Below are 12,864 nucleotides of genomic sequence, written 5' to 3' on the forward strand. Positions count from 1 at the left end.
GCAAGGCATGCGTTAGGCTCCACGATCCCTTCAACCCCTCCTCCCATGCACATCGAAGAACGCATCCACATCGCCGTCCCGCCCCGGGTCATCGACCGCATCTGGAGCGAGGTCGACCGATGGCACCTGTGGGACCCGGACACCAAGCAGGCCCGGCTCGACGGCCCCTTCGCCGTGGGCACCAAGGGCCGGATCGTTCCGCAAAAAGGCATGGGCGTTCCGATGGTCGTCACGGAGCGCTCCGAGGGCCAATCGTTCACCGCGCAGGGCTACATCCCCCTGTTCCGCATGCACTTCAAGCACACGGTGTCTGCAACGGACAGCGGCTCGGACGTCGTGCACCGCGTGTGGTTCACCGGCGCCCTGGCCTTCCTGTTCGGGCCGGGCGTCGCCAAGCAGGTGCGACACGGACTGCCCCGGACCATGCTGTCGCTGAAAGCCTACGCCGAGCAGCGCCACGCCACGTCAGGGCCCGCCGACGCCCCCTGAAAGCCGCCGCGCGCTGGCATCGCACCGCGAATTCCCGCGCGCCCGCGAATGAAGGCGCATCATGGGCCGATGAACATCCAGCTCGGTTTCGAGATCGCCTACCAGTTTCCCCGGCCGACGCCGATGATCCTGGCCCTCAGCATTCACTACTCGCGCGCCTCGGACCTGCTGCGCCCGGACCATCTGCTCACGAAACCGGCCGTTCCCACCACCGCGTACCGTGACCTGTTCGGGAACTGGTGCACACGCCTGGTCGCCCCCGCGGGCCGCTTCGTGCTGAGCACGGACACCGTGGTCCACGACAGCGGCGCACCCGACATCGTCGTGCCCTCGGCGCCGCAGGTGCCGGTGGAGTACCTGCCCGAATCCACCCTGCTCTACCTGCTGGGCAGCCGGTACTGCGAAACCGACCTGCTGTCCGACTTCGCCTGGCAGCGCTTCGGCAACGGCCCGACCGGCTGGGGCCGCGTGCAGGCGGTGTGCGGCTTCGTGCACCAGCACATCGAGTTCGGCTACCCGCATGCGCGGCGCACCCGCTCGGCATTCGAAGCCTTCAAGGAAGGGCAAGGTGTGTGCCGCGACTACGCACACCTGGCCATCACGCTGTGCCGCTGCCTGAACATTCCGGCCCGCTATTGCAGCGGCTACCTCGGCGATGTCGGCACCCCGCCGCCGCACGGCACGATGGATTTCGCGGGCTGGTTCGAGGCCTTCCTGGGCGACCGCTGGTACACCTTCGACGCGCGCAACAACGTGCCCCGCATCGGACGCGTGCTGATCGCGCAAGGGCGCGACGCCAGCGACGTCGCGCTGTCCAACACCTTCGGGCCCAACGAACTGGATGGGTTCAGGGTGTGGTGCGACGAGGTGCAGTGAACTGAATCGCCGCTCTTCGCCGACGCCCCCGCACTACGCGCTGCCCCATCCACCGCCCAGGGCCTTGTACAGGTTCACGGTGTTCACCGCCGCCTTGAGCTGCAGTTCGATCAGCTGCTGCTGCCCGGTGTACAGCTCGCGCTGCGCATCCTGGCTCGAGAAGTAGTCTTCCATGCCGCTGCGAAAGCGCGTGCGCGAAATGCCGGCCACTTTCTCGAGCACCTGCACGCGCGCCTGCTGTGCCTCCAGCTGGGGCTGCAGGTGGTCGCTGGCGATCAGCGCGTGGGCCACCTCGCGAAAGGCGACCTGCGCCGCCGACTCGTAGCCGGCCATCGCGGCGGCCAGCCGTTCTTCGCTGGCGCTCACGTTGGCCGACCGGCGGCCCCAGTCGAAGATCGGCAGCGACACGCCCAGCACGCCGGCCCAGCTGCTGTTGCCGCTGCTGAGCAGGGTCGACAGCTCCTTGCTCACACCGCCGGCCAGCGCCGTGAGCGAGATGGTCGGCAGCATCGCGGCCTTGGCCGCGCCCACGCCGGCGTTGGCGGCCTCGACGCGCGCGTAGGCCGCAAGCAGGTCGGGCCGGCGCTGCAGCAGGCTGGACGGCAACCCGGCCGCGACCTGCGCCGTGGAACGCTCGGGCCAGGGCCGCGCGCTGCCCGTCTCGGGCGGCACGGGGCGCCCGACCAGCACGTTGAGCCACTGCAGGTCCTGTGCGACACGCATGCGGTATTCCTCCTGCCGCACGCGCGCGGTCTGCAGCAGCGACTGCACCCGGTACACGTCCAGCTGCGCGGCGCCGCCCACGGCGCGGGCGCGACCGATCGTGTCGGCATTGGCGTTCAGCGCGGACTCGTTGGACTCGGCCAGCGCGAGCAGGGCACGGTCGGCACGCAGCGTGAGGTAGGCGTTCGACACCTCGCCCACGAGGTTCATGCGCGCGGCCGCGTGGTCCTTGTCGCCGGCCTCGGCGAGCGCGCCGCTTTGTTGCGCGGTGCTCTGCTGCCGGCCGAAGAAATCGAGCTCGTACGACATCACGCCCGCCTGCACGTCGAAGCTGTTGGACACGCGCCCGTCCGACGGCAGGTTGCCGACCGGGCTGAGCGAGCCCTGCGGCGTGGTCTGCGCGCGCTGGGCATGCGCCGACAGGCCCAGCGCCGGGAACAGCGAAGCGCGGTTGCCCGCGTAGTTCGCGCGCGCCTCGCGGGCCTTCGCGGCATAGGCGCGCAGGTCGCGGTTCTGTTCGAGCGCGGTGGTGATCAGGCCGCGCAGCTCCTCGTCCTGCACGAAGCTGCGCCAGTCCACGGGCTGCGCGCCCGGCGCCGTCGTGCCAGCGGGCCATTGCGACGGCACCGACAGGTCGGGGTTCTTGAGCGGCGGCGTGAGGTTGCACCCGGTCGTCACCAGCACGATGCACACGGCCAGCACCGCGAAGAGCAGGCGCAGCGACAGGCGTGCGAAGCCCGCGCCCGGCGCGCGCATGCCCGCACTCGCGAACAGCGCCGACGCCGCCTGCCAGGGCCGCACCTGCACGGCCACGTGGCTCGGCGGCACGTTGAAGACGTGGCGCACCAGGTCTTCGCGCTGCGCCTCGGTGGCGGCGAACTTCAGCTCGGCGCCCGCCCTGCCGCGCGCGGCGAGGTGGGCCGGCAGCCAGCCCACAGGCTCGACATGCACCTCCAGCGGCTGCCCGACCCGCAGGCGCTTGAGCGGCCCCCGGCCTTCGAGCAGCGCGCCGTCGGCCGCGATGTTGACGAAGCGCGACTCGCCCTCGCCCGCCGCCGTGCGCACCCGCGCCCGCGCGCGCCAGGGAAAGCGCTCTTCCTGCTGCGGGCGCGGCAGGTCGACGCAGGCCATGAGCGCACTCAGGCACAGCACCAGCGCGATGCCGGTCCACACGAGGTTGAGCTGGTCGCCCGGCGTCAGCGCCTCGCCGCCCAGGGCCGCCATCGCGGCCGCGCCCTGCAGCGCCACCAGCAGGCCGCCGAAGACGGCCACCAGCTTCCAGTGCACCACCGTGCGCGAGCGGTCCAGCCCCTTGGCCGTCACCTTGAACGGATGGCCGAAGGGCTTCAGCATCGCGCGCGCCAGCGTGCCGCTCACGGCCATCGCCGCCACCAGCTGGCTCACCTCGCTGAACACGGGCAGGCAGCGCCGCTGGCTGACCCAGTAGCTGTAGGCCCAGAACATCACGAGCGACGGCAGGCCGTAGGCCGCAAAGGCCTGCGGCGTGGCATGGAAGGCCGAGACGCCGGCATACCAGTACAGCGCCGGCGCCAGCAGCACCAGCACCATGAAGGGCTTGCCCAGCCAGTGCAGCAGCCCGTGCAGGAAGTGCATCCGCGCCGACAGGCTGTAGCCCGGGCCGCGCAGGGGCCCGTCGGGCAGCAGCGCGAGCTGCACGGTGCCCAGGCACCAGCGGCTGCGCTGGTTGATGTAGTCGATGATGCTCTCGGCCGACAGCCCGTTGGACAGCCGCTCGCCCAGCCAGCGCGTGATGCGGCCGTGACGCAGCAGCAGGTAGGTGGTGTGGATGTCTTCGCACACGCTGCCGACCGGGAACCCGCCGGCTTCGGTGATCGCGTCGCGCCGCACGATGAACGAGGTGCCCACGCAGAACGCCGAATCGACCGCGTCCTTGGCAGGCTGCAGCACATCGAAGAACACGCGCTGCTCGTCGACCCAGCTGTCGGTGGCGCGCAGGTTGTGCTGGATGGGGTCGGCGTTGTAATAGAACTGCGGCGTCTGCACCAGCCCCACGCGGCGGTCCTCGAACAGGCCGAGCATGCGGTAGACGATCTGGCGCTGCGGCGCGAAGTCGGCGTCGAGCACGAGGATGAACGGCGCGTCGGTCACGCCCGCGGACAGGCGCAGGCCGTTGTTGAGGTTGCCGGCCTTGGCGTGGCGGTTGTCGGGCCGCCGCGCGTAGTGCACGCCGCGGCGCTCGCAGTACGCGCGCAGCCAGTCGCGCCGCGTGTCGTCGAGCACCCAGACGTTCAGCCGCGGGTAGTCGATGGCCTGCGCGGCGATGATGGTCTTCTCGAGCACGGCCAGCTCTTCGTTGTAGGTGCAGATGAAGACATCGACGGCCGGCAGGTCCTCGCCGCGCGCATGGCGTTCGCGCAACGCGGCCTCGCCCCGGTCGGCCTGCGCGCGGTTGTCGCGGCGCCGCATGAGCATGTGGATCGACATCAGCGTGTAGACGATGGCCGTGAGCTCGAAGCCCAGGAACATCCAGGCGAACAACGTTTCGAAGCCCAGGTCCGAGGGCGGCATCGTGGCGACCACGCGCCAGACGGCGTAGCGCAGCAGCAGCAACGCCGTGAGCGCGCCGAACAGCACGCGGTGGGTGACGCGCTCGACCCTGGCCCAGGTCATGAGGAGCAAGGCGAGCCCCCCGACCAGGGCGTTGAGCTGGAATTCCGGTGTGGCGATCAGGCTGGACATGAGGGGACTTCCGATGCGGCGGTCTTGCCGGTGAAGGGGTTGAAACCCGTGGCGGCCAGGGCGATCCAGGCGGTCGCGCCCAGGTGCGGCCAGCGGTAGTAGAAGAAATCGGCACCGGTCGAATCGGGGCCGATGGCCAGGCCGGTGGCAATGCGCGCGCTCGGCGTGGCGTAGTACAGGCCGTTGCCGGCGCGCTGCGATGCAAGCAGTTGCCACAGCGCCTCGGGCGCCGCGCCCTTGCGGGCCACCAGCGTGGCGGCCGCCTGCGCGCTGCCTTCGGTCCAGATGCCGTCGGGCTCGCGCGAGAAGCCGTAGCCCGCGCCGACGCGGTGGTGCTTCTCGACCCAGTCGAGGCTGCGCACCCAGGCGCAGGAGCCTTCGGGCGCCGCGAGCAAAGGCCACAGCTGCGCATCGAGGCCCGAGCCTTCGGTGGAGATCGTGGCGCCATCTTCCTTGGTGCCGATGTGAAAGCGCTGCTCCGACGGGTTCCACATGCGGCCCACGAAATCGAGCGCGGTGCGCGCCTGGCGCGGCTCGGGGCCGTCCGGCTGGCCGTCGGCGCGCACGGCCCGCGCGGCCCACGCCGCCGCCACGGCGATGTCCAGGTTGTGCTCGGTCGACTTCCAGGTCTGCGCGCGCTGCGCGTTGTCCCAGCCGTGGCGCCCGCCGTTGTAGCCGTCGGGGCCGTTCCTGGCGCGCGTGTTCTGCTCGGTCCAGGCCAGCAGCCGGCGCGCGGTCGCCAGGTAGGCGGGCGTCGGTTCGGCCTGGTGCAGGTTCAGCAGCAGCAGCGCGGCCCAGGCCACGTTGCCGGTGGCGGTGCTGACCTGGTAGGCATCGGCGATCCACTGCTTGCGCCCGGCGTCCCAGCGGCCGGGCAGCGCGGGCTTTTCCTCGGTGACCGGCCCGGCGCGGTAGGCATTGCGCACGCGCCCGTCGGGCATCGTCTGGTCGTGCGCCACGGCCCGCACCACGGCGTCACCGATGCGCCGCGCCGCGGCGCGCTCGCCGCACGCCAGCAGTGCGATGCCGGCCAGCGCGTTGTCGTAGGTGAAGCCGGCGCCCGCCAGCGCGGGCTCGAACGGCGGCTCGCCCTGTGCGTTCGCCGGGCGGTAGCTGCTCAGGAACAACGGCCCCGACGTGGCGCCGCCCTGGTCGTGCGCGACGGCGCGGCGCAGGCCGTCGCAGCTCTCGCGGGCGAGGGCCTTCTGCGTGGCACCGGGTGAAGAGGGAGGCGCAGCAGCAGCGATGCCGGCAAGCGCCATCGATGCGGCGGCGCACCGTGCCACGGCACGGAAAGAGAAAGGGATCGACATGGCGTTCTCGGTGGGCTGCGCGACATGCTTTTTCACGCCTTGGCGAGGCTGGCCGAGACCACCTTGCCCGGCACGCACAGGGTCTGGCGGCTGCCGTCTTCCGAGGGCGGCGGCTCGGGTGCCTCGATGCGCGCCACCGCATAGATCGAGCCCTGCTCGGCAAAGGGGAAGGGCACGCTGTACGTGCTCTGCAGTGCGTCGGAGGCCACGGGCAGCAGCTGCTCGACGCGCGCTGGCACGTCGACGTTCTGCGCCACCTTCACGTCGAGCTTCGAGCCGACGCTCAGCCGCTTGGCCAGCCGCGCGGGAAACACGGCGACGACGCCGATCCGGCTGCAGTCGGTCACGCGCACCAGCGAGGAGCCCGCCGTGACATACGCGCCCTCGGGCGCCAGCACCGTGTGCACCATGCCGGGCTGGCTCGCCTTGACCTCGTAGGCGGCGAGCTTGTCGACGCGGCGGCGCTCTTCGTCCTCGAGCTGCGTGATCTGCGCGAGCTGCTTGACGATCGCGGTGCCGTCCTGGCGCGCGCGGTCGCTGCTGTTGCGCAGCGCCTCACGCCGGCTCGCGAGCGTCTGGAACAGGCTGTTGCCGCTGGTGCCCACGAAGGCGCCCTGCCCCGCGCTCGCCACCGTCTGCGCCTGTCCCGCGAAGGCCTGCTCGGCCACCGCTGCATTGGCACGCGCGGTGCTCAGCTGGGCCTCGGACGCGTTCATCACCTGTTCGCTGATGGCGCCCTCTTTGAGCAGCGCTTCGTTGGTGCGCACCTTGTTCTCCTGCTCGGCCACCACGCTGTGCGCCACGTCGCGCTGGCGCTGTGCGATCTCCCAGGCGTCCCAGGTCTGCGCCAGCGAGGCCTGGCGGGTCACCTGCGCCTGCTGGCCGATGGAGCGCATCTCCTGGCTGTCGGACTTGTACTGGTTGCCCAGCTGCGACAGCTGGCTCTGCAGGGCCAGGCGCTGCGTGGTCAGCGTGGTGAGGATCTCCTGGCTGACGGTCGGGTTGCGCACCGTGGCCACCAGCGTGCCGGGCGCCACCGCATCGCGCGTGCGCACCGCCATCTGCGTCACCACGCCGTTGATCGGCGAGGTGACGATGCCGACCGGGGCCTGCAACACGGCGCGCGTGGCCTGCGAGGACAGGAGTGGCTCGACCAGCGTGGCGACCATCAGCCACAGCACGAAGGCCAGCAGCGCATAGGCCGCCAGCTTGGGAACGAAGGCGCCCCGCTGGCGCCGGGCACTTCCGGCACCCGGGGCGCGCGGTCGGCCCGGTTCCGACGGAAAAGGAATGGGTCTGGACACTCGCATAACCACCTCTTGGAAACATCGACGGCATGCCGGCGAACGGCATGCCGTCTGGTGAAGAAAGAGACTCGAATCAACCTCCCGACCCCTCGGTCCGCGCCTCGATTTGTCGTGCTGCGGTGCAATAAAGGTACGCCCAAAGCGCGGCCGACCCTGCTTCCGGGAGAAACAAGATGTGCGAACTTCACATCTACTTTTCAGCCGCGGACCGGGCGAAGTCCTACATAGGTGTTGCGGCGGTGGGGGTTGACACAGGCTGGGCGTGTGGGCACGCGCGGAACAGCGCGTGATCGCGTTTGTCTCGAAGGCCCGCGGGCATGGCGCAGGGCGAGGTCCGATGAAGCGGCCCCCTGCGCGCGCGGCGTCGAGAACGCGGCTTCGGCGTCGGGTTCAACAGGCCGTAACGATATTGCCGCGATTGGTCACAGCCGCCGCGGGGGCGATGTGGCGGGCATGCATCAGCGACGGTCATCAACCCCGGCGAGCCCTATGCCCTTCGCGACATGGGGACACGCCCAGGCTGCGGCATGCGCGCGTTCTTCCTTTGCACCACCGGCTTTTCGGCGGTTGTCCTACACATCGCAACGCGCAGAAGACTAGACCTGTAGCCCACCCTGCTTTTTCTTCTTCAAAGGATTCCAGATGCGAAAAGTCAACGCTGTGATGACCCGCGATGTCGAGGTCATCAGTCCCGACGCCACCCTCGCGGAGGCCGCCAGGCGCATGCGCGACGGCGACTTCGGGATGATGCCGGTGGGCGAGAACGACCGCATGATCGGCGCGATCTCGGACCGCGACATTGCCGTGCGCGGCATCGCCGAGGGACACGACGGCAACGCCAAGGTGCGCGACGTCATGTCGGACGGCATCCGCTGGGCCTACGAGGACGACGCCGTCGATCATGCGGCGCAGCTCATGGCCGAGCACCAGATCCGGCGCCTGCCCATCGTCAACCGCGACAAGCGGCTGGTGGGCATCCTGGCGCTGGCCGATGTCGCGGTGAAGGAGCCCAAGGTCAAGCCGGCCGCCGAGGCGCTGTGCAGCATCTCGCAACCCGTCGAGGCCTGAGAAGGTCTGACCAGGCGAGGTCCTTCACCCCGATTCACTGTCTCCCTTCCCTTTCTTCCTGGAGGACTTGCCATGCACGTCGCACCTTTCCACCTGCTCGCAGCCGCCGCCATCGCGGCGAGCCTCGCCGTGACCGGCTGCACGGTCACCCGCCCCTCCGGCGCGGCGAACGACATCCCGGCCTCGTCGGCATCGGCCATCGACGCCCAGGTCGACGCGTCGCTGGCCCGGCTCTATGACACCGTCGCCGGTTCGCGCGCGCTCGTCGCTGGCGCGCAGGGCGTGCTGGTGTTCCCGTCCGTGGTGGGCGGAAGCTTCGGCATCGGCGCCGACTATGGTCGCGGTGCCCTGCGCAGCGGCGGCCGCACGCAGAGCTACTACAGCACGACCGCCGGCTCCATCGGCTTCCAGGCCGGTGCGCAGTCGAAGGCCGTGTTCTACGTGTTCACCTCCAGGGAGGCGCTGGACAAATTCCGCCAGAGCCGGGGCTGGACGGTGGGCGTCGACGCGACGGTGGCGCTGGCACGCTACGGTGCCAACGGCGTCGTCGACAGCAGCACCTTCCGGCAACCCGTGGTCGCCTTCGTGATGACCAATGTGGGCCTGGAGGCGGGTGCGTCGGTGCAGGGTGCGAAGGTCACCGAAATTCGACCTTGATGCCCGTCATCGGATGACGGGCATCCGGTCTGAAACGCCGCCGACAAGGAGCGCCCGTCATCATGCTCAACGGAGCCGAAGCCCACCCGATCCAATCTGCGACGCGCGCGTTGTTCGACCGCTATGAGCGGGAATTCAATGCGGGACTGACAGGCGAAGCCGACCTGGAGGCCGTGGCGGCGCTGTACGCCGCGTGCTTCATTGCCGCTTCGCCCGCCGGCGTCTTCACGGGCAAGAATGATGAAGAACTCAGGAGCGTGTCCGCGAAGGGGTTCAAGCATTACCGCGACACCGGCGTGCAACGGATGACCGTGCGCAACCTGGACATCTCGGCCATCGACGAATTGCACGGGCTCGCCCGCGTGGCGTGGAGAGCGATCTACAAGGTCGAGGGCGCGCAGAAGGTGATCGACTTCACCAATGTCTATCTGGTGCGGCTCGAGGGGGACAGCGCGAAGGTGTTCGGCTGGATCACCGGCGATGAGGCCGAGGTGCTGCGGCAGCACGGCATCGATTGAGAGGCTGCCGGGCGCCGAGGAATGGGGGCTGGAGCGGGTGAAGGGAATCGAACCCTCGTATGAAGCTTGGGAAGCTGCCGTTCTACCATTGAACTACACCCGCAGCAGGCGCGGATTCTAACGTCAGTTCACTCGCACACGGCGCACGCTCAGGTCTGCAGTGCATCCCTTCGCAACCGCAGCGCCGCGCGCCCTTGCGGCGTGATGAGCAGGACGACGGCGACGCGCGGGCCGGTGCCGCTGGCGGCCGGTGGCAGCACGGCTTCGATGAGGTGCGCGGCGACCAGCATCGTCGCGCAGTGGATGTCGGCTTCGTCGCGGACCGCCATCGGGAACGACGCGTCTTCGATGCGCTCCAGAAAGTCCATGGGCATGGGAAGGCTCCTGAGGAAACGAGGCGCAGTCTAGGTCGTTGCGCCCTCGAAAATGCACCCCGGATGGGTTGCTTTTGTAACCAAATCGACAGGTCGCACGGTGCGAGCGCCGTGCGAGAACTTTTGCCCGACAGCGCCCCGCCACCCGCGTCTCAGCGCGGTGCACGCATCCGTGCGAAATCGGCGCAGGCCAGCACGATGGGCCCGTGCGGATCGGCCCTGAAGCGCGCTACCGCCGCCGCCGAGATCACGTCGAAATGCCGCTTGCAGGCATGCAGCGTGTGCTCGCCGATTTCCTGCGCGCCGAGCGCATCGTGCAGCACGTCTTGCGAAATCTGCGCCAGCACGCGCGCGCCGTCGGGACCGTCGGGGTACACGGCGAAACGCACCGTGGCCGTATCGAAGCAGTAGATGCCTTCGAAGTCCATCTCTTTGTCTCCGTCACCATGGGGTCAGGATTCGGCGCGCGCGACGCGACGCGTGGTGATGGACTGGCACGCATGTTCGGGAAGGAAGCGGCCTACAGCCTCGGCGCGTGCCTCAGGCCGAGCCGCTCATCACCGGCCTGGTGAGCGTCGACGTCGCCCTGGCGCCCAGCGTCATCTCGGTGATCCACGACACGAGCAGCGCGCCATAGGCCTGGCGCGATTCCAGGCGCGACAACGCGTGGTCGGCGCCGGACAAGGTGCGGTAGGTCGCCGAGCGCACGCGCTTGAAGGCGGCGAGGTAGTTCTCGATGACGGGGTGCGGCACGGTCTGGTCGTCTTCCGATTCGACGATGAGCACGTCGCCGGTGAAGGCTGCGCAGGCCGCGAGCGCGCGGTTGTCGTCGGGCCCGACCAGCGTGCGGCGGTAGGCCACGAGGTCGGAGCGGCTCAGCAGGCCCTTGGGCGTGTCCCACTCGCCGTCGCGGTACAGCGCGGGCGCGCGCAGCGCGAGCCAGCGCACGGGCCGCATCGCGCTGACCAGCGCGGCCAGGTAGCCGCCGTAGCTGCTGCCGACGATGGCGACGGCCGCGGGGTCGACGGTCGGGTGGCCCACCAGCGCGTCGTAGGCGGCGAGCACGTCGCGCAGGTTGTCTTCGCGCGTCACCTGCTGGCGCAGCCCTTCATGGCGCGCATGGCCGCGCAGGTCGAAGGTCAGGCAGACGCAGCCGAGCGCGGCGATCTCCTGCGCGCGCTTGAGGTACTGCTCCTGGCTGCCGTCCCAGCCGTGCACCAGCAACACGCCCGGCACCATGCTGGACGCGGCGAACAGCGTGCCCTCGATGTGATGGCCGTCCACGGGAATGTCGATGGAACTATGGCGTGTCGGCATGCGGGGTGGTGGTGTTTTCGATCACCGTGTATTTGCACAGCGGCCCGGCCTCGGGGTCGTTGCCCTGGTAGGCCACGATGGCGCCGGCGGGCACGCGGGCGGCCTCGCCGTACACCTCGAAGCAGGACGCGTGCACGCGCTGGCACGCCGGGTCCTGGTGGAAGGCTTCGAGCGCCGCGATCTCTGCGCCGGTGGCGCCGCCGACGCGCCACGACTGCTCCAGCACGCCCGAGCGCCAGTCGCCCTGGCCGTCGAGCCCTTGCGCCACGTCGTAGTTCACGCGCGAGGCGAAGAAGTCGGGGTAGCAGTCGATCACCGCGCGGTGGTAGCGCCGCGCCTGCTCGATCGCGCGGCGCAGCGGCGGCGGCGGATCGACGCGGGCCAGCAGCGCGTCGAAGTCGCCGCGCACCAGCAGCAGGTCGGAGCCGCCGTAGACCTCCTGCCCGGCGTTGTCGCGCGTGAGGCGCTGCTCGCCGCAGTAGCTGACGAGACGCTGCGCCACGATCAGCTGCCCGACGCTGTAGGTCTGGGGTTGTTCCAGGTTGGTTTCGAGCACGAGGCCTTCAGTGGCGATCGCGCGGTCGTCCATCGCATCGAGACAGTGCTCGAGCGCATCGATGCCGTCGACCACCTGCTGGCCGCGCCCGCCGGTCGCCGTCACGGGCTTCAGGCGCACGCGGCCGATGTCGAGCAGCGCCCTCCCCGCAACGCGCGCCTCGTCCAGGCTGAAGCAGGTGAAGCCGGGCAAGGCGGCATCGCCGATCTCCACCGCGATCCGGGCCGACCAGCCCAGGGGCCGCACGGCGTCGGGGCCGACGAGCGGATGGCTGATCGCCTTGGTGGCGACGAAGGCATGCGGCACCACGCCGCCGAAGAGGTCGTCCACGCCGGCGATGCCCATGGCGCGCGCCTGGTGCGGGTCGGTGAGCGTGTCGCTCGGCACGAAGTAGAGCGGGTCCGGCCCCGGCTGGCTGGCATCGTAGGCGCCCGCGAACGCCCAGCCCTGGAGCGCCGCCAGGCGCTGCGCAACGTTGGCGCGCGTGGCGTGCTCGTGTTCGCTGCAGTAGCCCTGCGGACGCACGTCCCAGGTGACGACGCGGCGCGTGGCCGGGCCGGTGGCGGGTTCCGGGGCCATGACGGTGTTCAGGCGCAGGTCCATCGGGGCCTCAGGCGTCGGCCTTCTTGTTCTCGTCCTTCTTGTCCTTGTCCGCATCGCCCGATGGCAGCTTGACCTTCGTGACGGTGACCGACACCGGGTCGCTCGCCGGAAAGGACTCTTCCACGCCGCTGTCGAGCGCTTCTTCGCTGGACGGCTGCTCGGTCGGCTTGGCGGGCTCGGTGGGTGGCTTGCCGTGGTTCTCGGACGTGGGAAACGGAAACTTCTCCGGCGGGTTCTTGTCCGGGCTCGCCGGCTTCGGGTCGGGGGTCTGCTTCGAAGTCATGGGGTCTCCTTGGTGCGATGCACACGGGCTCACATGGCTGCCTCCTCCGGGTTGGCGGC

13 protein-coding genes and 1 tRNA gene are annotated in these 12,864 nt (G+C 69.9%); 5 read left to right on the top strand and 9 right to left on the bottom strand.

From position 1 onward, the window contains the following. Positions 1-45: 45 nt before the first annotated feature. Both AC57B8_RS27865 and AC57B8_RS27870 read left to right on the top strand, forming a co-directional pair. The gene (locus AC57B8_RS27865) at positions 46-489 is read left to right on the top strand and encodes an SRPBCC family protein (protein ID WP_496481368.1); all 444 of its coding nucleotides are present in this window, start codon (positions 46-48) and stop codon (positions 487-489) included. Positions 490-558: 69 nt separating this feature from the next. Next, positions 559-1,365 (top strand): transglutaminase-like domain-containing protein, encoded by an 807-nt coding sequence (locus AC57B8_RS27870; protein ID WP_496481369.1) that lies wholly within the window; start codon positions 559-561, stop codon positions 1,363-1,365. Positions 1,366-1,398: 33 nt separating this feature from the next. Here AC57B8_RS27870 and AC57B8_RS27875 read toward each other — a convergent pair whose 3' ends face one another. Genes AC57B8_RS27875 through AC57B8_RS27885 form a run of 3 tightly spaced genes read right to left on the bottom strand, consistent with a single transcriptional unit; the run spans position 1,399 to position 7,432 of the window. After that, positions 1,399-4,809: an efflux transporter outer membrane subunit gene (locus tag AC57B8_RS27875; protein WP_496481370.1), complete on the bottom strand. Its 3,411-nt coding sequence runs from the start codon at positions 4,807-4,809 to the stop codon at positions 1,399-1,401. Beyond that, positions 4,797-6,122: a hypothetical protein gene (locus tag AC57B8_RS27880; protein ID WP_496481371.1), complete on the bottom strand. Its 1,326-nt coding sequence runs from the start codon at positions 6,120-6,122 to the stop codon at positions 4,797-4,799. The genes AC57B8_RS27875 and AC57B8_RS27880 overlap by 13 nt, the downstream gene beginning before the upstream one ends. A gap of 32 nt (positions 6,123-6,154) precedes the next feature. Then, positions 6,155-7,432, bottom strand: coding sequence for an HlyD family secretion protein (locus AC57B8_RS27885; RefSeq protein WP_496481372.1), 1,278 nt, complete (start codon positions 7,430-7,432; stop codon positions 6,155-6,157). 639 nt (positions 7,433-8,071) lie between these two features. On the opposite strand from AC57B8_RS27885, the gene AC57B8_RS27890 reads away from it, so the two are divergent. The 3 genes from AC57B8_RS27890 to AC57B8_RS27900 all read left to right on the top strand — a co-directional run bounded on the left by AC57B8_RS27890 (position 8,072) and on the right by AC57B8_RS27900 (position 9,672). After that, on the top strand, positions 8,072-8,497 hold the full coding sequence (locus tag AC57B8_RS27890; protein ID WP_496481373.1) for a CBS domain-containing protein: 426 nt from the start codon (positions 8,072-8,074) through the stop codon (positions 8,495-8,497). A 72-nt stretch (positions 8,498-8,569) separates the two neighbouring features. Beyond that, a complete protein-coding gene (locus tag AC57B8_RS27895; protein ID WP_095744962.1) occupies positions 8,570-9,154 on the top strand; it encodes a BPSL1445 family SYLF domain-containing lipoprotein in 585 nt (194 codons plus the stop codon). A 62-nt stretch (positions 9,155-9,216) separates the two neighbouring features. Further along, positions 9,217-9,672, top strand: coding sequence for a DUF6841 family protein (locus tag AC57B8_RS27900; protein WP_496481374.1), 456 nt, complete (start codon positions 9,217-9,219; stop codon positions 9,670-9,672). A gap of 29 nt (positions 9,673-9,701) precedes the next feature. On the opposite strand, the gene AC57B8_RS27905 is transcribed toward AC57B8_RS27900, so the two are convergent. The 6 genes from AC57B8_RS27905 to AC57B8_RS27930 form a co-directional block, all read right to left on the bottom strand. Beyond that, positions 9,702-9,775: transfer RNA gene (locus AC57B8_RS27905), tRNA-Gly, on the bottom strand. A gap of 46 nt (positions 9,776-9,821) precedes the next feature. Next, on the bottom strand, positions 9,822-10,046 hold the full coding sequence (locus AC57B8_RS27910; protein ID WP_062472399.1) for a hypothetical protein: 225 nt from the start codon (positions 10,044-10,046) through the stop codon (positions 9,822-9,824). 152 nt (positions 10,047-10,198) lie between these two features. Beyond that, positions 10,199-10,474, bottom strand: coding sequence for a hypothetical protein (locus AC57B8_RS27915; RefSeq protein ID WP_496481375.1), 276 nt, complete (start codon positions 10,472-10,474; stop codon positions 10,199-10,201). A gap of 112 nt (positions 10,475-10,586) precedes the next feature. Then, entirely contained in the window at positions 10,587-11,363 is a 777-nt protein-coding gene (locus AC57B8_RS27920; RefSeq protein WP_496481376.1) for an alpha/beta hydrolase family protein, read from the bottom strand. Further along, the gene (locus AC57B8_RS27925) at positions 11,347-12,522 is read right to left on the bottom strand and encodes a DUF3182 family protein (protein ID WP_095744960.1); all 1,176 of its coding nucleotides are present in this window, start codon (positions 12,520-12,522) and stop codon (positions 11,347-11,349) included. The genes AC57B8_RS27920 and AC57B8_RS27925 overlap by 17 nt, the downstream gene beginning before the upstream one ends. Positions 12,523-12,529: 7 nt before the next feature. After that, positions 12,530-12,805 (bottom strand): hypothetical protein, encoded by a 276-nt coding sequence (locus AC57B8_RS27930; RefSeq protein WP_307693935.1) that lies wholly within the window; start codon positions 12,803-12,805, stop codon positions 12,530-12,532. Positions 12,806-12,864 lie beyond the last annotated feature (59 nt).

It is taken from the genome of Variovorax sp. BGA-UO-ETr-C22, from assembly GCF_059567965.1.